Source organism: Bradyrhizobium guangdongense (assembly GCF_006483445.1).
GTDB classification, from domain to species: domain Bacteria; phylum Pseudomonadota; class Alphaproteobacteria; order Rhizobiales; family Xanthobacteraceae; genus Bradyrhizobium; species Bradyrhizobium guangdongense_A.
The window spans coordinates 1-18,826 of record NZ_PPPT01000175.1 but is presented as its reverse complement, the minus strand read 5'-3'; the positions used below and the strand labels follow the sequence as shown (position 1 = coordinate 18,826).

Genomic DNA, 18,826 nt, shown 5'->3' with positions numbered 1-18,826 from the left:
GGAATTGAAAATGACGCGTGAGTTCTCAGCCGGCAATTACCGCTTCATCCCCTCGGTGTTCCAATATTCGGCCGGCGCCTGCGCCGATCCCGGCTACGAGATCGAGCGCGTCCGCTTCGATCGCTGGCTGCCGCTTGCGGAGGGCTTTGCGCGAGCCGCAAAATTCATCCAGGAGGCGGGACGGCCGCTGACGGCGTTCTGCGCCTGCGAGCTGCGCTCGCCGGCCGCCTTCACCGAAGAAGGCTTTCGCAACTTCAACCTGCACTATGTGAAGACGCTTGCCGAGTGGGGCATCTTTGACGGCAGCACCAATCCGGTGGCGCGCAGCAATGTCTGTCCCGAGATCGATCCGCCGGCCGAGCCGTCGTTCTACGCCTTCTCCTTCACGCGGCCGTCGCGCTCGACCACGCCGACCTTCGTGATTTCAGGCGGTGCCGAGGCGCGCGAGGGCGCCGGCAGCTATGTCGAGCGCACCGTGCGCTACCGCGACCTCAGCCCGGACGGAATCAAGGAGAAGGTGCGTTTCACCACGTCGCAGATGGAAAACCGCATGGCCGGGTTCGGCTTTGGCTGGAAGGACACCACCGACGTGCAGGCCTATTCGATCCGCGATTTCCACCATGCGCTCGCCGACGAGCTGGTCCGCCGCGGCGCGCTGCGCTCCGGCCTGACCTGGCACTATGCGCGACCGCCGGTGGTCGATCTCGAATATGAGATGGATTGCCGGCGGGTGGCGCGGGAGGCGGTGATCTAGCGCTGCCGCGGGTCCAGCGCGTCGCGCAGGCCGTCGCCCAGCAAATTCAGCGACAGCACCACCAGGAAGATCGCCAGCCCCGGCCAGATCGCCATCCACGGCGCCTGCGTGAGGAAGCGCTGCGCGGCGTTGAGCATGCTGCCCCAGGACGGCGCCGGCGGCTGCTGGCCGAGGCCGAGGAACGACAGGGCTGCTTCGGCGATGATTGCGGCGGCGATCGAGAGCGTCGCCTGCACCAGCAGCGCGGGCAGGATGTTCGGCAGGATGTGAGAAAAGGCGATGCGCCAGCCGGGATTGCCCAACGCGCGGGCGGCTTCGACATAGTCCTCGGCCTTGACGCTCAACACTTGCCCGCGGGTGAGACGGATGAAGATCGGCGTCGCCGAGATGCCGATCGCGATCATGGCATTGCCGAGGCTGGGGCCGAGGAAGGCCGCGAGCGCAATCGCCAGGATCAGGAACGGGCAGGCCAGCATCGCATCCGTGATGCGGCTGATCAGGGCGTCGGTAAAGCCGCCGCGATAGCCGGCGAGCAGGCCGAGCGGCACGCCGATGCCGAGCGCGATGGCGACCGAAATGGCACCGGCCATCAGCGACGCACGCGCGCCGTAGATCACGCGGCTCAGAACGTCGCGGCCGAGCTCGTCGGTGCCGAACCAGTGCGCCGCCGTCGGCGGCTTGCGCACGAGGCCCCAGCTTGTCGAGATCGGGTCGAAGGGGACGATCAGCGGCGCGAACAGCGCGAGCAGAATGAACGCGGTGAGCACGATAAGGCCGAGCACCGCGGCCTTGCGTTTGAACAGGCGGCGGCGGGCGCGGCGCGCCGGGCTCTCCAGCTCGTTGAGGTCCGCGATCGCATTGGCTGATAGCACGGCGTCGGTCATGGCCTAGCCCCGCAGCCGCGGATTGACGAGGATATAGGCGATGTCGGCGATCAGGTTGAGCGTGATGTAGATCGTGGCCGTGACCAGCACCACGCCCTGCACCACGGCATAGTCGCGGTTGAAGACGGCGTCCACGATCAGCTTGCCGAAACCGGGAATGGAAAAGATCTGCTCGGTGAGCACGGCGCCCGACAGCAGCGTTCCCAGCTCCAGCGCGCCGAGCGTGATGATCGGCGTCAGCGCGTTGCGCATGGCGTGCTTGAGGATGACGGTACGCTCCATCAGGCCCTTGGCGCGGGCGGTGCGGACGTAATCGCTCTCCAGCACCTGCAGCATCGCGCTGCGGGTATGCCGCATCAAAATCGCGGCGATGGCGTTGCCGAGCACGAAGGCGGGCATGATGGTGGCGGCGAGGCTGGCGCGCCAGTTCTCGGTGAGCGGGACATAGCCGGACGCCGGCAGCCAGCCGAGCTCGATCGAGAACAGGAAGATCAGCATGATGCCGAGCCAGAAGTTCGGCGTCGAGATGCCCCACAGCGCAAACAGGTTCGCGCCCCAGTCCCACGCCGTGCCCTTCTTCACCGCGGAGACGATGCCCGCGGGAATGCCGATGAAGAAGGCGATCAGGATCGCCATCGAGGCCAACTGCAGCGTCACCGGCAGTTTTTGCGCGATCAATTCCCGCACCGGGACCTTGATGCGCAGGGACTCGCCGAAATCGCCTGATAGCACGCCCTTGATCCAGTAGGCGTATTGCACCGGCAGCGGCTGATCGAGCCGGTATTGCTTCCTGATCTGCTCGATCACGGCCGGATCGCGCTCTTCGCCCGCCATCACCAGCGCCGGATCGCCCGGCAAGAGTTGCTGGAGCGAGAAGATCAGCACCGACACGAAGAACAGTGTCGGCACGATCTGCGCAAGGCGGCGGGCGAGGAAGTTCAGCATCCGCGCCGTGTCACTTCAGCTTGAGCCCGGTGACACGCACGAGCCCGTCGGGCATCTGCTTGTAACCTTCGAGCTTGGTGGAGTGCGCGATGATGATGCGGCGATGGTAGATGTAGAGGATGGCCTGATCGTCGAGCTCGAGCTTCGCGAGTTTTTCGTAGATCGCCTTGCGCTGGGCCGCATCCGACGTCAGCCGCGCATCGTCGAGCGCCTTGTCGGCGTCGGCATTGACCCAGGCGCTGTAGTTCTGCGGCGCGTCCTTGTGCAGGAACACATAGGCGTTGCCGTCGGGATCGATGCGGCCGCTCCAGGCCAGCATGTAGGCCTGGTACTCGCCGGCCTCCGCCTGCTTCAGCGAGGTCGCAAACTCGGTCACCCGGATCTTCATGTCGAAGCCGGCTTCGGCGGCCATGGACTGCACCACCTGGGCCACCGCCTCGGTCTCGGCGCCCTTGGGGACCATGAAGTCCACCGTGATCGGCGTCGTGACGCCGGCCTCTTTCAGCAGCGCCTTGGCTTTCGCAATGTCGCGGCCGTGGATCGGAAACTTGCTCTGGTAATAGGGATGGTCCGGATTGACCCATTGGTTGCCCGGCTTGAACTCGCCGTTGAACACGACCTGGTTGATCGCCTCGCGGTCGATCGACCAGTCGAGCGCCTGCCGCACTTTTGCGGACTGGCTGAGCGGCCCCTTGGCCTTGTCCTTGCCGATGTTGAGCGTGATGCCCTGGTAGCCGAGCTCGATCGCGGTCGCGACCTTCAGCCGGGAATCGCTGCGCACGTCCTTGAGATCGGTGGCGAGCACGCGCTCGATCAGATCGAGCCCGCCCGACTTCAGGTTGGCGAGGCGCACGGTGGCATCGACGATCGGCTGGAACACGATCTTGTCGATGAAGATATTGTCCTTGTTCCAGTAATCGGCGAACTTTTCGAACACGATGCGGTCCTGCTGCACGCGCTCCACGAATTTGTAGGGGCCGGCGCAGACCGGACGCAGGCCGAACTTGTCGCCGGCTTCCTTGGCCGCCTTCGGCGACACCATCATGCCGGCGCGGTCGGTGAGCTGGGCGAGCAGCGGCGAGAACGGCGCCTTCAGCACCAGGCGGATGGTGAGGGGATCGACCACCTCGACATGGTCGACGGAGGCGAGCTCGGGCTTGCGGAACGAGCCTGACAAGGTGAGGTGGCGTTCGATGGAGAATTTTGCGGCTTCCGCGTCGAGCGGCTCGCCGTCGTGGAATTTCACGCCGGGACGCAGCTTGATGACAAGCGCCTTGCCGTCATCGGCCGTCTCGCTCGACAGCGCGAGCTGCGGCACGATGTTCAGCTTCTCGTCGATGTCGAACAGCTTGTCGCAGAACGCGGAGAAGACGATGCGGCCGACATAGGTCCGCGCCATGGTCGGATCGAGGATGTCAGGGTCCTCCGCCAGCCCGATGCGGAGCGTGGTCTGGGCTTGGGCGGCCGCGCCGAGCGACAGCAGGAGGGTGGCGGCCGTGGCGGCCAGGCGAAATGGTTTCATCGGACAGTCCCCTTTGACGACGTCATTGTCGGCGTTGCACCTTGTATACCAACCCCGGAGGCCTCAGCGCCTTCCGTCTTTCGGCTGAAGGCCGCGACCAATTTTGCCAGCGCCGGCGAGAAGCCGCCGCTTTGGGGCAAGATCGCGCCTGCCGGCGGCAGTTCCGCCACGCGAAGGCAGGCGGTGGCATGGCCGGTCCCGTCGCCGACGAGCTGCGGCTCCTCGCTGCGGCAGCGGTCCGCCACGAAGGGGCAGCGGGTGTGGAAGCGGCAGCCCGACGGCGGATTGAGCGCGCTCGGCATCTCGCCTTGCAGCAGGATGGTGTTGCGCTTGGCCTGCGGCTGCGGCAGCGGGATCGCGGACAACAGCGCCCGGCTATAGGGATGGCGCGGCGCTGTGAACAGCGCGTCCGCCTCCGCCGTCTCGACGATGCGGCCGAGATTCATCACGGCGACGTTGTCGGCGATGTGCTTGACCACGGCGAGGTCGTGCGAGACGAAAATATAGGCGAGCCCGAGCCGGTCCTGCAGCTCGCGCAGCAGGTTGAGGATCTGCGAGCGGATCGAGACATCGAGCGCCGAGACCGGCTCGTCGCAGATGATCAGCTTTGGCTCGACCGCGAGCGCGCGGGCAATCGCGATGCGCTGGCGCTGGCCGCCGGAGAATTCGTGCGGATAGCGGCGCGCCAGCCGCGGCTCGAGCCCGACCAGCCGCAACAGCTCCTCGACGCGCCCGCGCCGCTGCGCGGCCGGCAGGAGATCGTGCAGCGCCAGCGGCTCGGTCAGGATCTGGCCGACCGTCATGCGCGGGTTCAATGAGGCATAAGGGTCCTGAAAAATGATCTGCGCCTGGCGCCGGAAGCCGCGTAGCGCCGTGGGATCGAGTGCGAGCAGGTCCTGGCCGTCGAAGCGGATGCGGCCGGCATCCGGCTCGATCAAGCGCAGCACGAGCCGGCTGACGGTCGACTTGCCGCAGCCGGACTCGCCGACCAGCGCCAGCGTCTTGCCGGCTTCGAGCGAAAAGCTCACGCCATCGACGGCTTTGACATGCGCGCGCGGGCGTCCCAGCAGCGAGCGCTCGGCGACAAAATGTTTGACCAGCCCCTCGACTTCCAGCAGCGCAGTCATCGTGGCACTCCGGTCTCGTGTCCCGGGCGCGGCGCAACGCGAAGTGGTGCGACGCTGAACCGGGACCCAGATTGTTGAAGCATGGGCCCCGGGTCAGCGGTGCACCGCTGCGCTTCGCTTGCGCTGCACTGCGCCCGGGGCACGAGATTGGAGAGCCGCAGCGCCATCACGACACCAGGCGTTCGAGCGGCGCGCGGATGCAGCGCGAGAGGTGGCCGGGGCCGACTTCGGCGAGCGGCGGCGGCGCCTTGGTGCAGGCGTCCACGATGAACGGACAGCGCGCGGCAAAGCGGCAGCCGGCGGGCGGCTGGGCCATGTTCGGCACCATGCCTTCGATGGTCGCAAGCTGCGCGGCGCGATGGTCGAGCCGGGGGATCGAGCCGAGCAGGCCGACGGTGTAGGGATGCTGGGGCGCCGCAAACAGCTCGTCGACGGCTGCGCGCTCGACGATCTCGCCGGCATACATCACCGCGACCTCGTCGCAGACTTCGGCGACGACGCCGAGATCGTGGGTGATGAGGATGATCGCCGCGCCGCTCGCGGCCTTCAATTCGCGCATCAGCTCCAGGATCTGCGCCTGAAGGGTGACGTCGAGCGCCGTGGTCGGCTCGTCCGCGATCAGGAGGCGCGGGTCACAGGCGAGCGCCATCGCGATCATCACGCGCTGGCGCATGCCGCCGGAGAGCTTGTGCGGATATTCGTCGATGCGCCGCTCCGGCGAGGGGATATGGACGCGGCGCAACAGCTCGATCGCGCGATCGCGTGCGCTTTTCCGCGAGCCGCCGCGGTGGCGCAAGATGCTCTCGATGATCTGGTCGCCGATGGTAAAGCTCGGATTGAGCGAGGTCATCGGCTCCTGAAAAATCATCGCCAGGCGATTGCCGCGCAGGTCGCGCAGGGTTGCGTCAGATGTCTTCAGCAGGTCAAAGCCGTCGAAGCGGATCGCGCCTGTCACCTCGGCGCTTCCCCTGGGCAATAGTCCCATGATCGCAAGCGACGTCACGCTCTTGCCGCAGCCGGATTCGCCGACGATGCCGAGCGTCGCGCCATTGGCGACGCTGAGGTCGATGGTGTCGACTGCGTGGGTGACGCGCCCGTCGTCGCCGTGGAAGCGGACGCGCAGGCCCTCGATCTCGATCAGCGGGCCCGCCGTCATGATTGCCGTGCGCGCGCCGCGGCGATGCGGGCGTCGATGACGCTGCGGTCGGTGATCCCGGCCGGGTTCTGCCGTGTCGGCATGGAGCTTCGGAAGTGAACCCAGAGCTCGTGGCTGACCTTCTCGAGCCGGTCGAGCTCGGCAAGCGGATCGGCATGGTCGTCGACGCGCAGGTCGAGCGCCGACCATTCCTCCTCGCCATGGATCAGAAGCGCGGCCGACTGCTTGCCGCGCTTGTCGCCACCGGCAGCTTCGCCACCGCGCATCGCCGCAAGCAGGCGGCGCGGGAAGGGCAGGCTGTCATTGGCGATGTAAGTCCTGGCGGTCTCGTCGAGCACGTCGGGGTCCGCGAGCATGTTGCCGGCGATCGAGAAGCCGCTGCCGGCGAGGTGGCCGCACCAGTCGATGCAATCGCGACCGGTATGCGCCGCGATTGTACCCGTGGCATCCATGATGTGGACCTGCCGGCTTTCGCGGCCGTCATCGGTCGCGAGCAGCGTGGCGAGGACGTCGTGCGCGTTCAGGCCCTCGCGCAGCAGCTTGATGCCGTCGATACCGTAATAGGGATTGACGAAAGCCTGCGTCGCGATGGCGCCGAGGCCGGCCGCGATGAAGGGGACGCGGGCGCCGACGGCGAAGAATTTTGTCGCAACGGCAATGCCGAACTGGCCTGTCTTGCTGTCGCGCGCGATGATCGACCAGGTCATATCTTGTCAGCGTCCCGCTGCGTAACCCTGCATGCCGCGTGGATTGGCGGCGGCGCGCCGGCGCACGCCGACGCGCGAGGCTGCGGTCAGGCGGCCCTCCGACCAGTCGGGGCCGACCTCGACGATGTGGCCGCGTTCGCGCAGGTTTTCGATCGTGGCCTTTGGCACGCGGTTCTCGACCACGAGCACGCCGGGCCGCGCCGTGCGCGGCCAGAACGAGATAGGAAAGTGCTCGGAGTGCCAGGCCGGTGCGTCGATCGCCTCCTGGAGGTTGAGGTTGCAGTGGACGTGGCGCAGGAAGAACTGCGTGATCCACTGGTCCTGCTGGTCGCCGCCCGGCGAGCCCCAGGCCAGATACGGCTCGCCATCGCGCAGCGCCATGGTCGGCGACAGGGTCGTGCGCGGCCGCTTGCCCGGTGCGAGCGATCCCGGATGATTTTCGTCGAGCCAGAACATCTGCGCGCGGCTGCCCAGACAAAAGCCGAGCTCGGGGATCACAGGCGAGGACTGCAGCCAGCCGCCCGATGGCGTGGACGACACCATGTTGCCGTCCCTGTCGATGATGTCGAAATGCACGGTGTCGCCGCGCACCTCGCCGAAGCGGCCGACCGTGGGCTCTCCGGCACCGAGCGCGCCGACCGCCTCGCGCTGGCCCTCGGCGCGGCGCAGCTTGACGACGCCGCCAAAGCCCTCGACCGAGCCGGGCGTGAAGTCGAGCGACGCCTTGTCGGTGACGAGCTTGCGACGCTCATTGTTGTAGGTATCCGACAGCAAGGTCGCGATCGGGATCTCCGTAAATTTTGGGTCGCCGTAGAACTTCTCGCGGTCGGCAAAGGCGAGCTTTGCGCATTCGATCTGAAGATGGATGAATTCGGGGCCTGTCGGGTCGAGACCGTCGAGCGCAAAGCCCTTCAGCAGCGCGAGCTGTTGCAGCGTCACGGGGCCCTGGCTCCAGACGCCGGCCTTGCAGACGGTGTAGCGGCCGTAGTCGTAGGTGAGGGGAGCTTCGACCGTCGGCTCCCAGCGCGCCATATCGTCGGCGGAGAGCACGCCGCGATGCGGCGAGCCGCTGACGTCCATGACCTCTTGCGTGCGGCAGAACTTGTCGATGGCTTCGGCCACAAACCCCTTCGACCATGCCTTGCGTGCGCGCTCGATCTCGGTGTCGCGTCCGCCGCTGCCACTCTCGGCTTCTTTCAGGATGCGCGCATAGGTTTCCGCGAGCGTCTTGTTGGTGAAGAGCGTGCCAGGTGTCGGCACCTTGCCGTTGGGCAGATAGACCGCGGCCGAGGTCGGCCAATATTTCCGGAACAAGTTTTCGACGGTCTGGATGGTGGCGCAGGCGCGCTCGACCAGAGGATAGCCGTCGCGCGCATAGGATATCGCGGGCTCCAGCACGTCGCGCAGGCGCAGCGTGCCATAGTCGCGCAGCAGCATCATCCAGGACTCGAAAGTGCCGGGGACGCAGGCCGCCAACAACCCGGTGCCGGGCACCATGTCGAGCCCTTCGCTCTTGTAATGTGCGATGGTGGCGCGCGCCGGCGCCGGGCCCTGGCCGCAGATCACCTCGGTGCGGCCGCGTTTCACGTCATGCACGATAATGGGCACGTCGCCGCCGGGGCCGTTGAGATGCGGCTCGACCACCTGCAGCGTGAAGGCGGTGGCGACACCGGCATCGAAGGCGTTGCCGCCTTTTTCCAGAATGCCCATGCCGACCGCGGTCGCGATCCAGTGCGTGGAGGCGACGACCCCAAAAGTGCCCTCGATCTCGGGCCGAGTCGTGAAGGGATCCGGATTGATGTTGCCCATTTTAGTGAGAGCCTTGTGGGTTCGCTTTTCTTGATTTCAGCGGGCGCAATTGATCACAGGCGGGGCCTGCTGCCAATTGTTCCCAAAGCATGGCTCGCGCGCGTCACGCCGGGACCGGCGCGGTGTTCACAGCATGGCAGGCGACGCCGTCGATCAGTTGTGGCGCCTCCTTGCGGCAGAGGTCGAAGGCTAGGGGACAGCGCGGATTGAAGGCGCAGCCGGGCGGCGGATCGATCGGGTTGGGGATCTCGCCCTTGACCGGGATGCGCTGGCGGCCGGACATCGCCAAATCAGGCACCGCACCCAGCAGCATTTTTGTGTAGGGCATGCGGGGACGTGCGAACAGCTCGCGGCCCTCCGCGATCTCGACGATGCGGCCGAGATACATCACGCCGACGCGGCTCGCCATGTGGCGGACGACCGCGAGGTTGTGGCTGATGAACATATAGGTCAGGCCGAACTTGTCCTGGAGGTCGCGCATCAGGTTCAGGATCTGCGCCTGCACGGAGACGTCGAGCGCCGAAGTCGGCTCATCGCAGACGATGAACTCTGCGTCGGAGGCAAGGGCGCGCGCGATCGCGATGCGCTGGCGCTGGCCGCCGGAGAATTCATGCGGATATTTGAGCCGGTCGTCGGGGTGCAGGCCGACGAGGCTCAGCAGTTCGCCGACGCGGGCCTGGATGTCGCGCTCGCCCTGGATCAGGTCGAAGGCGCGGATCGGCTCGGCGATGATGGCGTCGACCCGGAAGCGCGGATTGAGACTCGCATAGGGGTCCTGGAAAATCATCTGGATGCGGCGGCGCAGGCGCCGGCGCGCGGGAGCCTGCTTGGGGTCAGTCATCGAGACGCCGTCGATCAGCACCTCGCCGGAACTCGGCGGCAGCAGGCCGACGACCATCCGCGCCACCGTGGTCTTGCCGGAGCCGGACTCGCCGACCAGCGCAAAGGTCTCGCCCTTCCTGATGTCGAAGGTGACGCCGTCGACCGCCTTGAGAAATTCGAGATGGCCGCCTTCGAGCACGCGGTTGAGCCACGGTTTTGAGACGTCGAAGACGCGGCGGAGGTCGGTAGCCCGGACGAAGGACGCACTCATGCTGCGCTCTCCGCCGGCGCCTTGTCATAGAGATGGCAGGCGACCGATTGCGCGCCCTGGCGCAGCGGCTCGGGCCGATCGACCCGGCAGCGGTCGAAAGCGAGTGCACAGCGTGGATTGAAGGAACAGCCGCGCGGAATGGCCGACAGCCGCGGCATCGAGCCGGGGATCTGCACCAGGCGCTTGTCCTCGCCCGCGAGCGTCGGGATCGCACCCATGAGGCCTTTTGCATAGGGGTGCAGCGGGTTCTTCACGACGTCCTGCACCGGGCCGATCTCGGCGACGCGGCCGGCATACATCACCGCGACGCGGTCGGAGGTTTCTGCGATCACGCCCATGTCGTGGGTCACCAGCATCACCGCGGTGCCGTGGTCGCGGCCGAGGCGCTTGATCAACGAGATGATCTGCGCCTGCACGGAGACGTCGAGCGCGGTGGTCGGCTCGTCTGCGATGATCAGCTCGGGCTCGGCGCAGATTGCGAGCGCAATCACGACGCGCTGGCGCATGCCGCCGGAGAATTCATGGGGGTAGCCGTCGATGCGCTTGTCGGGCGCGGGAATGCCGACCTCGGCGAGTAAGTCGATGGCGCGCCGGCGCGCGGCCGTCTCGGAGAGGTTGAGATGGGTGCGGATCGTCTCCACGATCTGATCGCCGACCCGGTAGAGTGGGTTCAGCGAGGTCAGCGGATCCTGGAAGATCATGCCGATGCGCTTGCCACGCACGCGGCGCATCTCGTCCGGCGGCAGATTGTCGATGCGCAGGCCCGACAGATGGATCTCGCCGCCGGCGATGCGGCCCGGCGGATCGATCAGGCCGATGACCGCGAGCCCGGTGACGGACTTGCCGGCGCCGGACTCGCCGACCACGCCCAGCACCTCGCCCTTGGCGATGTCGAAGGAGACGCCGTCGATGGCGCGCAACGTGCCTCGGCGCGAGGCGAACTCGACCTGAAGATTGCGGACGGAGAGAACGGTATCGGTCATGAGGGAAACGTTCTCATCGCAGTTTCGGGTTGAGCGCGTCGCGCAACCAGTCGCCGAGCAGGTTGATGGAGAGAATGAGAGCCGCGAGTGCGATCCCGGGGAAGGCGACGATCCACCATTCGCCGGCGAACAAATAGTTGTTGCCGATGCGGATCAGCGTGCCGAGCGAGGGCATGGTGTCGGGCAGGCCGACGCCGAGGAATGACAGCGTCGCCTCGGTGATGATGGCGAGCGCGAGATTGATCGTGGCGATCACCAGGACCGGGCCCATCGTGTTCGGCAGCACGTGCCGCAGCATGATTTTTGGCGCCGGCAGGCCGATCAGTTGTGCGGCAGCGACATAGTCCTTGTTCTTCTCGACCATCACGGATCCGCGCACGGTGCGGGCATAGCCGACCCAGAAACTGAGGCCGATCGAGATCACGAGCACGACCAGCATGCTGTTGGCATCGAGCCGGTTGCCGAGGATCGATTTCGCGATGCCGTTGACCAATAGCGCGATCAGGATGGCGGGGAAGGTGAGCTGCACGTCTGCGATCCGCATGATCACGCCGTCGACCGCGCCGCCGAAATAACCGGCGATCAGGCCGAGCGCGATGCCGAGCACGCCGGCGAAGATCACGCCGGCGACGCCCACGGCGAGCGAGATGCGCATCCCGTAGAGAATTGCCGAGAATACGTCGCGGCCCTGCTCGTCAGTGCCGAGCAGGAACGGACTCTGGCCGTCGGCAGTCCAGAGCGGCGAGATCCGCGAGTTCATCAATTGCAACTGCGCCGGGTCGAACGGGTTCTGCACCGCGAGCACGGATGCGAAGATCGCAAGCAGGAAGAACGACAGGGCAATGGCCGCCGCGACCATGGTCAGCTTGGAGCGGCGAAACGAATAGAAGACGTCGCTGTCGAGCGCGCGGCTTAGCCAGCCGCGCGCGGCATGCGTCGCCGGTGTGCCCGGCTTGTCGGAATTGGTGACGACTGCTTCGGACATGCTTACGCGGCCCGGCCGACGGTCGCGCGCAGGCGCGGATCGACCACGGTGTAGAGAATGTCGACCACCAGGTTGATGGTGACGAAAATCAGCGAAACCATCAGCAGATAGGCGGCCATGATCGGGATGTCGACGTTTTGCACGGCCTGCACGAACAGAAGCCCCATGCCCGGCCATTGGAACACGGTTTCGGTGATGATCGAAAATGCAATAACCGAGCCAAATTGCAGTCCGGCCACCGTGATCACGGGGATGAGCGTGTTCTTCAGCGCGTGGCCGAAATGGACGGCACGGGTGGTCAGTCCGCGGGCGCGCGCGAAGCGGATATAGTCGGTGCGCAGCACTTCCAGCATCTCCGCGCGCACCAGCCGCATGATCAGGGTCATCTGGAACAGGCCGAGCGTGATCGAGGGCATGATCAGCGCCTTCAGGCCCGACAGCGTCAACAGACCGGTGGTCCACCAGCCGAGCCTCACCACCTCGCCGCGCCCGAACGAGGGCAGCCAGCCCAAGGTCACCGCGAATAGATAGATCAGGAGGATGCCGATCAGGAAGGTCGGCAGCGAGATGCCGATCAGCGAAACCGCCTGGAACAGCTTGGCGAGCACGGTGTCGCGCTTGAGCGCCGAATAGACGCCCATGAGGATGCCGAGCACCATGGCGAAGACGGTAGCGCAGATCGCAAGCTCCAGCGTCGCCGGCATGCGCTCCATCAACAGCGCCGAGACCGGCTGGCGGAACTGGTAGGAGACGCCGAACTTGAATTGCGCGGCATCGGCGAAATAACGCACGAATTGCACCGGCACGGGGTCGTCGAGGCCGAGCGATTTTCGCACGGCTTCGCGTTCGGCAGCCGGCGTGTCGATCGAGACGATCTGGTTGACGGGGTCACCGGCGAAACGGAACATCGAGAACGCGATGATGCCGACGGCGAACATGACGCCGATGGCCTGGACGGCGCGGCGAAGAGTGAAAGCGAGCATGCCTTCCACTTTCCTTGGGTCTGCGTCTGGCCGACGTCCTTGTCAGCCGAAAAAGGAAAGGTCCCGGAAGCCTGATGCTGCCGGGACCCTGTGTTCAACCGAGGCTAGTCGTTCTTGGTCGCCCAGTGGAACATGACCAGATTGTCGGCACGTTGCGGCAGGTTGACCTTCTTCGACACGCCCCAGGCCAGCGCCTGCTGGTGCAGCGGGATGTAGGACCAGTCCTTGTTGCCGATTTCGTAGGCCTGCTTGATGAGCTGGTTGCGCTTGTCGGCGTCGGCTTCGACCAGCACCTTGTCGGTGATGGCGTCGAACTCCTTGTTGCAGTAACCGCCGAGATTGGCCTCGCCCCGCGAAGACTTCGCGTCGTCGCGGCAGCCCATGATGTCATAGAGCACGTTGTGGGAGTCCATCGTGCCGGGCGTCCAGCCGAGCAGATAGAACGAGGTCTGGTAGCCGCCCTGCTTCAGCACCTTGGCGAAGTATTGGGCCTTCGGTTGCGCCAGCAGATTGATCTTGACGCCGACGCGGGCAAGCATGCCGACCACGGCCTGGCAGATCGCGGCGTCGTTGACGTAGCGATCGTTCGGGCAGTCCAAGGTGACCTCGAAGCCGTCGGGATAGCCGGCTTCGGTCAGGAGCTTCTTGGCGCCATCAGGGTCGAATTTGGGTCGCGTGAAGTCCTTGGCCAGCGGGAATAGCTGGGGCGCGATCATCAGCGCCGACGGCGTCGACAGCCCGCGCATCACGCGCGTCTTGATCAGCTCGACGTCGATCGCCTTGTAGAAGGCTTCGCGGACCTTGGGGTCCTTGAACGGGTTCTTGCCCTTGACGCTGGAGTAGAGCAGTTCGTCGCGCGTCTGATCGAAGCCGATGAAGATGGTGCGCAGCTCCGGCCCCTTTAGCACCTGGGCGTTCGGGCTCGAATCGACGCGGGAGATGTCCTGGATCGGCACCGGCTCGATGACGTCGACTTCGCCCGAGAGGAGCGCTGCGACACGGGTGGCATCGGAGGCGATCGGGGTGAAGACGATCTCCTTCAAATTACCTTCCATCTTGCCCCAGTAATTGGGGTTGGCCTTGAACACGGTCTTCACGCCGGGCTGATGGCTCTCGATGGTGAAGGGACCGGTGCCGTTCTCGTGCAGCGAGGCGTAGCTCGGCGTGGTCGCGGACACCGGGGTCGGCTCGACGGCGTTGTTCGCCTCGGCCCACTTCTTGTCCATGATGTACCAGACGTCCCACGCATAATGCAGGATGGGATTGGGCGAGGGCAGGATGAAATCGACGGTGTAGTCGTCGACCTTGACGACCTTGATGTTGGCCGCAAGCCGGGTCTGCATGTTGGAGTTCTTGTTGCGGACGCGGTCGGCAGAGAACAGCACGTCGTCGGCGGTGAAGGGATCGCCGTTGTGGAATTTGACGCCCTTGCGCAGATGGAAGCGCCAGCGGGTCGGCTCCGGCGTCTCCCAGCTCTCCGCCAGCGCCGGGATGATCTTCAGATCCTTGTCGCGCGCGGTGAGGCCCTGGTAGACGTGGCCGAGATGGGCGTGGGTGGTGGATTCGTTGAGCGAATAGGGATCCAGCGACTTCAGATCGCCCTGGTTGGCATAGCGCAGCGTTTGACTGGACGCCGGCGAGACCGCGAACGCAAGCATACCGGCGAGCGTCGCCGCAAACAGACTTCGACCTAAAGACATTCTGACCCTCTCCACGCCGGCGTGCCCTGATTTTTCATTGTTCGGCCGGCCAACCAAACCATGTTGCCCAGAGTTCTCGACCCGTGCAAGCGCGATTCCAGCAAGGAACGCGCCAACTTGCGCCGCTGTGCAGCAATGCTGACCTGTGAGGTTAGAGGCAGGCCCGAGCGCGCGACATTCGACTTTCGCCGTGCGGAACGCGGGGGCGGAAGTGACGCCGCCTGCCGTCGATCCCCGGTCGCGCGGCACGTTCCGGAAGGGACGATTTGATTGACCATATCGGACAATTGGGGGGAGGGGCGCATTGGGCCGGCGTCAGGTCGCTTGCGTCGCACCACAACTCGCGGTGATACTATGTCCACGCCGCTCGAATCTGCTTTCTGGAGGGGACATGAAGGTTAACATCGAAATCGACTGCACCCCCCTCGAGGCGCGCCAGTTCTTCGGCCTGCCGGACGTGATGCCGATGCAGACCGCCGTCATGGACAAGCTGCAGCAACAGATGATGTCCAACATCGACAAGGTCTCGCCGGAATCGCTGCTCCAGAGCTGGTTCACCTTCGATCCGAAGCTCGCCGAACGGTTTCAGGACATGTTCATCACCATGGCCGGGCTCGGCGGCACGCGTAGCAGCGACAAGAAGAAATAATGCCGCCGGACCCCAACGAAGCGCAGGCCCCGAGCCGGCTTCGTCCGCCGAGCCTCGGTCTCATGCTCGCGGAAGCGCGCGGACTGTTCGAGCTCAATGCCAGCCTCGTGCTGTCGCCATTGCTGATGCGCGCGCCGCGCGGCGACGGTCATCCCGTGCTGGCGCTGCCGGGCTTTCTCGCAAGCGATCTCTCGATGGCGCCGATGCGCCGCTATCTCCGCGAGCTCGGCTATAACGCGCATGCCTGGCGGATGGGGCGCAACCTCGGCGGCCTGTCGCGGACGCGCGAGACGCTGCGGGCGCGTCTCACCGAGATCCATCAGGAGACGGGCCAAAAGGTCAGTCTCGTGGGATGGAGCCTCGGCGGCATCTATGCCCGCGATCTCGCGCTCCAGGCGCCCGACATGGTGCGCAACGTCATCACCCTCGGCAGCCCCTTTGCCAATGACGTGCGGGCAACCAATGCGACGCGGCTCTACGAGATGCTGTCGGGCGAGAGCGTCGAGGACCGCCCCGAACTGCGCGAGGCGATCGCGGGCGAATTGCCGGTGCCGGCGAGCTCGATCTATTCCCGCAGTGACGGCATCGTGAACTGGCGTACCTGTTTGTTGCATCCCTCCGACAAGGCCGAGAACATCGAGGTGCTGTTCGCCAGCCATATCGGCCTCGGTGTGAACCCGGCGGCGCTTTGGGCGGTGGCCGATCGCCTGGCCCAGCCTGAGGGGGAGTTCTGGCCGTTCGACCGGGCAGGTCCGTTTGCCATTGCATATGCTCCGCCGGACTCTAAAGTACCGGCTTGAGAAGAAGCGCCGCAAAGGCGCCGGTTGAGTTTTTCGGGAGGGAACTATGGCTGACGGTAAGAAGCTGTCGTCGCTGGACGCGTCATTTCTGTATCTGGAAACGCCGGAAATGCCGATGCATGTCGGAAGCATGGCGATCTTTCGCCTGCCTGACGACTACAAGGGCGACTTCTTCGAAGACTTCAAGGCGATGATCGTATCGCGCCTCCACATCGCGCCGATCCTGAAAGCGCGCCTGGAGAAGGCGCCGCTCGACATCGACCATCCCTCCTGGGTCGAGGACGACCAGTTCGATATCGACCGCCACATCTTCCGCGCCAGCCTGCCGGCGCCGCGCGACCGCGCCACGCTCGAGCGCATCGTCGGCTGGATGCATGCAAAGCTCCTCAACCGCGCGCGCCCGCTCTGGGAGTTCTACGTCTTCGAGGGCATGAAGAACAACGAGGTCGGGCTCTATTCCAAGATGCATCATGCCGCCATCGACGGCGGTGCCGGTGCGGCGCTGACCAGCATGATCTACGACATCTCGCCTGTCCCGCGGACGGTCGAGCCGCCGACGGTCGGCGCCAAGACCGGACAGGAGCCGCGCGACATCGCGGCCAACCTGCTCGATTCCTATCAGCAGCTTTTCACCCAGCCGCTCGACGCCTCGGCGGCGGCGAAGAACCTGCAACTGCCGCGCACCGGCAAGAGCGACATCGGCTCGATCCTGTTCGACAATGCGATGTACCAGATCGAGAGCGCGGTGCGCTTCGCTGGCAACATCCCGACCATGGTCAAGAGCGTCTCCGACGTGCTCGGCAAGATTTCCGACCCCAGGTCGCGCGAGAGCCTCGCCAGCATGGTGTCGCCGCCGACCATCCTGAACAAGACGATCTCGTCCGAGCGCAGCTTTGCCGGCGTCTCGATCTCGCTGTCGCGCGCCAAGGCGCTCGCCAAGCAGGCCGGCGGCAAGCTCAACGACGTCGTGCTGGCGCTCGCCTCCGGCGTGGTCCGGCGCTACCTCAAGCAATACGGCACGCTGCCGGCGAAATCGCTGACCGCGGCCGTTCCGATCTCGCTGCGCGAGGAGGGCAACACCGAGGCCAACAACCAGGTGTTCGGCATGATCTGCGCGATCGCCACCAATATCGAGGACCCCAAGGAGCGGCTGGAAGCCATCATCGCGCAGTCGACCAAGTCCAAGGAGATGTCGCATCCGCTGCGCGCGCTGATGCCGCAGGTCTCCAACATCTCGATGCTGGGCGCGCCGATCATGGTGCAGATTTTGGCGCTGCTCTACAGCCGCTCCAACCTGTCTGATGTGCTGCCGCCGGCGGCCAACATCACGGTCTCCAACGTGCCGGGGCCGCGGCAGACTTTGTACGCAGCGGGCGCGGAGCTCTTGCACATCTTCCCGGTGTCGATCTCGACCCATGGGCAGGCGCTCAACATCACCGTGCAGAGCTATCGCGACCAGCTCGATTTCGGCTTCATCGTCGGCGCCAACATCATCCCGCATGTGCAGGTGATGTGCGACATGCTGCCGGAAGAGTTCGCCGCACTGGAGGCGGCCTACAACCCGCCCGCGGCCGATATCAAGGGCGCCGCCGAATAGGACATCAGGACGCTTGCAATGATTGAAATGCCGCCGCTCAGGTTCGTGCAGACGAACGGAATCCGCATGGGCTATTACGAGGCGGGCCCGAAGACCGACAAGCCGCCGATGGTGCTGTGCCATGGCTGGCCCGAGCTCGCCTTCTCCTGGCGCCACCAGATCAAGGCGCTGAGCGAAGCCGGCATCCGCGTCATCGCGCCGGACCAGCGCGGCTATGGCGCGAGCGACCGGCCTGAGGCAGTCGAGGACTACGACCTCACGCATCTCACCGGCGATCTCGTCGGCCTGCTCGATCACCTCGAGATCGACAAGGCGATCTTCGTCGGCCACGACTGGGGCGGGTTCGTCGTCTGGCAGATGCCGCTGCGTCACGCCTCGCGCGTCGCAGGCGTCGTCGGCGTGAACACGCCGCATTGGGATCGCACGCCGGCCGATCCGATCGAGCTGTTCCGCCAGCGCTTTGGCGATCAGATGTACATCGTGCAGTTCCAGGATCCCGCGCGCGAGCCCGACCGCATCTTCGGCAGCCGGGTCGAGCAGACTTTTGACGCCTTCATGCGCAAGCCGCTCGGCAAGCCCGAGGCCAAGCCGGACCAGCCGCCGGTCGCCGGCGTCGGCGCGTCCTCGAAAACCAATCTCGCATTCCCGCAGATGATCGCGGCCTATGACGCCAAATACGATCCGCGCACGCCGATCCTGTCGGCGGAGGAGAAGAAGGTGTTCGTCGATACCTTCACCAGGACGGGCTTCACCGGCGGCATCAACTGGTACCGTAACTTTACCCGGAACTGGCACTTCTCGAAGGGTATGGACCATACGGTGCGCGTGCCGTCGCTGATGATCATGGCCGAGAACGACGCGGTGCTGCCGCCCTCGGCCGCCGACGGCATGGAGCGGCTGGTGCCGGATCTCGAGAAGTATCTCGTGAAGGACAGCGGCCATTGGACGCAGCAGGAAAAGCCGGAGGAGGTCAGCAGCAAGCTGATCGAATGGCGTAGAAGGCGGTTTGGATAATTCGTCATTGCGAGCGAAGCGAAGCAATCCAGGAATGTCTCCGCTGTTACAGTCTGGATTGCTTCGTCGCATCAGCGCAAAATTGCTTCGCAATTTTGTCGCGAGCTCCTCGCAATGA

The 18,826-nt window shown here is 65.4% G+C and carries 17 protein-coding genes; 5 read left to right on the top strand and 12 right to left on the bottom strand.

Going from position 1 to position 18,826, the window contains the following annotated elements; genetic code table 11:
• Positions 1–10: 10 nt before the first annotated feature.
• Positions 11–754 (top strand): 2-amino-5-chloromuconate deaminase CnbZ, encoded by a 744-nt coding sequence (gene cnbZ, locus C2U70_RS24610; protein WP_140981221.1) that lies wholly within the window; start codon positions 11–13, stop codon positions 752–754.
• Here the strand turns inward: cnbZ and C2U70_RS24605 are convergent.
• The 12 genes from C2U70_RS24605 to C2U70_RS24550 form a co-directional block, all read right to left on the bottom strand.
• Positions 751–1,638: an ABC transporter permease gene (locus tag C2U70_RS24605; protein WP_140981220.1), complete on the bottom strand. Its 888-nt coding sequence runs from the start codon at positions 1,636–1,638 to the stop codon at positions 751–753. The genes cnbZ and C2U70_RS24605 overlap by 4 nt on opposite strands.
• A 3-nt stretch (positions 1,639–1,641) precedes the next feature.
• A complete protein-coding gene (locus tag C2U70_RS24600; RefSeq protein ID WP_140981219.1) occupies positions 1,642–2,583 on the bottom strand; it encodes an ABC transporter permease in 942 nt (313 codons plus the stop codon).
• Positions 2,584–2,593: 10 nt separating this feature from the next.
• Positions 2,594–4,105, bottom strand: coding sequence for an ABC transporter substrate-binding protein (locus tag C2U70_RS24595; RefSeq protein WP_140981218.1), 1,512 nt, complete (start codon positions 4,103–4,105; stop codon positions 2,594–2,596).
• Positions 4,102–5,232 (bottom strand): ABC transporter ATP-binding protein, encoded by a 1,131-nt coding sequence (locus C2U70_RS24590; RefSeq protein ID WP_140981217.1) that lies wholly within the window; start codon positions 5,230–5,232, stop codon positions 4,102–4,104. Before C2U70_RS24590 ends, C2U70_RS24595 begins: the two co-directional genes overlap by 4 nt.
• Before the next feature lie 166 nt (positions 5,233–5,398).
• The gene (locus C2U70_RS24585) at positions 5,399–6,388 is read right to left on the bottom strand and encodes an ABC transporter ATP-binding protein (RefSeq protein WP_140981216.1); all 990 of its coding nucleotides are present in this window, start codon (positions 6,386–6,388) and stop codon (positions 5,399–5,401) included.
• Complete coding sequence (locus C2U70_RS24580; RefSeq protein WP_140981215.1) at positions 6,385–7,095, bottom strand: DUF1028 domain-containing protein; 711 nt, start codon at positions 7,093–7,095, stop codon at positions 6,385–6,387. Before C2U70_RS24580 ends, C2U70_RS24585 begins: the two co-directional genes overlap by 4 nt.
• A 6-nt stretch (positions 7,096–7,101) precedes the next feature.
• On the bottom strand, positions 7,102–8,904 hold the full coding sequence (locus C2U70_RS24575; protein WP_140981214.1) for a gamma-glutamyltransferase family protein: 1,803 nt from the start codon (positions 8,902–8,904) through the stop codon (positions 7,102–7,104).
• A 103-nt stretch (positions 8,905–9,007) separates the two neighbouring features.
• Complete coding sequence (locus tag C2U70_RS24570; RefSeq protein WP_140981213.1) at positions 9,008–9,997, bottom strand: ABC transporter ATP-binding protein; 990 nt, start codon at positions 9,995–9,997, stop codon at positions 9,008–9,010.
• Positions 9,994–10,980, bottom strand: coding sequence for an ABC transporter ATP-binding protein (locus C2U70_RS24565; protein WP_140981212.1), 987 nt, complete (start codon positions 10,978–10,980; stop codon positions 9,994–9,996). The genes C2U70_RS24570 and C2U70_RS24565 overlap by 4 nt, the downstream gene beginning before the upstream one ends.
• Positions 10,981–10,993: 13 nt before the next feature.
• Entirely contained in the window at positions 10,994–11,965 is a 972-nt protein-coding gene (locus C2U70_RS24560; RefSeq protein ID WP_140981211.1) for an ABC transporter permease, read from the bottom strand.
• 2 nt (positions 11,966–11,967) lie between these two features.
• The gene (locus C2U70_RS24555; protein WP_140981210.1) at positions 11,968–12,948 is read right to left on the bottom strand and encodes an ABC transporter permease; all 981 of its coding nucleotides are present in this window, start codon (positions 12,946–12,948) and stop codon (positions 11,968–11,970) included.
• Positions 12,949–13,052: 104 nt separating this feature from the next.
• Positions 13,053–14,648, bottom strand: a complete 1,596-nt coding sequence (locus C2U70_RS24550; RefSeq protein ID WP_140981209.1) for an ABC transporter substrate-binding protein — start codon at positions 14,646–14,648, stop codon at positions 13,053–13,055.
• Between the two features lie 391 nt (positions 14,649–15,039).
• Here C2U70_RS24550 and C2U70_RS24545 point away from each other — a divergent pair, with 391 nt between their 5' ends.
• Genes C2U70_RS24545 through C2U70_RS24530 form a run of 4 tightly spaced genes read left to right on the top strand, consistent with a single transcriptional unit; the run spans position 15,040 to position 18,708 of the window.
• A complete protein-coding gene (locus C2U70_RS24545; protein ID WP_140981208.1) occupies positions 15,040–15,297 on the top strand; it encodes a DUF6489 family protein in 258 nt (85 codons plus the stop codon).
• Positions 15,297–16,097, top strand: coding sequence for an esterase/lipase family protein (locus C2U70_RS24540; protein ID WP_140981207.1), 801 nt, complete (start codon positions 15,297–15,299; stop codon positions 16,095–16,097). The genes C2U70_RS24545 and C2U70_RS24540 overlap by 1 nt, the downstream gene beginning before the upstream one ends.
• A gap of 46 nt (positions 16,098–16,143) precedes the next feature.
• Positions 16,144–17,694 (top strand): WS/DGAT/MGAT family O-acyltransferase, encoded by a 1,551-nt coding sequence (locus C2U70_RS24535; RefSeq protein ID WP_140981206.1) that lies wholly within the window; start codon positions 16,144–16,146, stop codon positions 17,692–17,694.
• 18 nt (positions 17,695–17,712) lie between these two features.
• Positions 17,713–18,708 carry an alpha/beta fold hydrolase gene (locus C2U70_RS24530; protein WP_140981205.1) on the top strand — a complete coding sequence of 332 codons (996 nt, stop codon included), beginning with the start codon at positions 17,713–17,715 and terminating at the stop codon, positions 18,706–18,708.
• Positions 18,709–18,826 lie beyond the last annotated feature (118 nt).

What these genes read in the sequence shown, in the direction of transcription:
- C2U70_RS24550 (WP_140981209.1), bottom strand. Translation starts at nt 14,648, where the DNA reads ATGTCTTTAGGTCGAAGTCTGTTTGCGGCGACGCTCGCCGGTATGCTT.
- C2U70_RS24565 (WP_140981212.1), bottom strand. Translation starts at nt 10,980, where the DNA reads ATGACCGATACCGTTCTCTCCGTCCGCAATCTTCAGGTCGAGTTCGCC.
- C2U70_RS24535 (WP_140981206.1), top strand. Translation starts at nt 16,144, where the DNA reads ATGGCTGACGGTAAGAAGCTGTCGTCGCTGGACGCGTCATTTCTGTAT.
- C2U70_RS24595 (WP_140981218.1), bottom strand. Translation starts at nt 4,105, where the DNA reads ATGAAACCATTTCGCCTGGCCGCCACGGCCGCCACCCTCCTGCTGTCG.
- cnbZ (WP_140981221.1), top strand. Translation starts at nt 11, where the DNA reads ATGACGCGTGAGTTCTCAGCCGGCAATTACCGCTTCATCCCCTCGGTG.
- C2U70_RS24605 (WP_140981220.1), bottom strand. Translation starts at nt 1,638, where the DNA reads ATGACCGACGCCGTGCTATCAGCCAATGCGATCGCGGACCTCAACGAG.
- C2U70_RS24575 (WP_140981214.1), bottom strand. Translation starts at nt 8,904, where the DNA reads ATGGGCAACATCAATCCGGATCCCTTCACGACTCGGCCCGAGATCGAG.
- C2U70_RS24570 (WP_140981213.1), bottom strand. Translation starts at nt 9,997, where the DNA reads ATGAGTGCGTCCTTCGTCCGGGCTACCGACCTCCGCCGCGTCTTCGAC.
- C2U70_RS24585 (WP_140981216.1), bottom strand. Translation starts at nt 6,388, where the DNA reads ATGACGGCGGGCCCGCTGATCGAGATCGAGGGCCTGCGCGTCCGCTTC.
- C2U70_RS24540 (WP_140981207.1), top strand. Translation starts at nt 15,297, where the DNA reads ATGCCGCCGGACCCCAACGAAGCGCAGGCCCCGAGCCGGCTTCGTCCG.
- C2U70_RS24600 (WP_140981219.1), bottom strand. Translation starts at nt 2,583, where the DNA reads ATGCTGAACTTCCTCGCCCGCCGCCTTGCGCAGATCGTGCCGACACTG.
- C2U70_RS24560 (WP_140981211.1), bottom strand. Translation starts at nt 11,965, where the DNA reads ATGTCCGAAGCAGTCGTCACCAATTCCGACAAGCCGGGCACACCGGCG.
- C2U70_RS24545 (WP_140981208.1), top strand. Translation starts at nt 15,040, where the DNA reads ATGAAGGTTAACATCGAAATCGACTGCACCCCCCTCGAGGCGCGCCAG.
- C2U70_RS24555 (WP_140981210.1), bottom strand. Translation starts at nt 12,948, where the DNA reads ATGCTCGCTTTCACTCTTCGCCGCGCCGTCCAGGCCATCGGCGTCATG.
- C2U70_RS24590 (WP_140981217.1), bottom strand. Translation starts at nt 5,232, where the DNA reads ATGACTGCGCTGCTGGAAGTCGAGGGGCTGGTCAAACATTTTGTCGCC.
- C2U70_RS24580 (WP_140981215.1), bottom strand. Translation starts at nt 7,095, where the DNA reads ATGACCTGGTCGATCATCGCGCGCGACAGCAAGACAGGCCAGTTCGGC.
- C2U70_RS24530 (WP_140981205.1), top strand. Translation starts at nt 17,713, where the DNA reads ATGATTGAAATGCCGCCGCTCAGGTTCGTGCAGACGAACGGAATCCGC.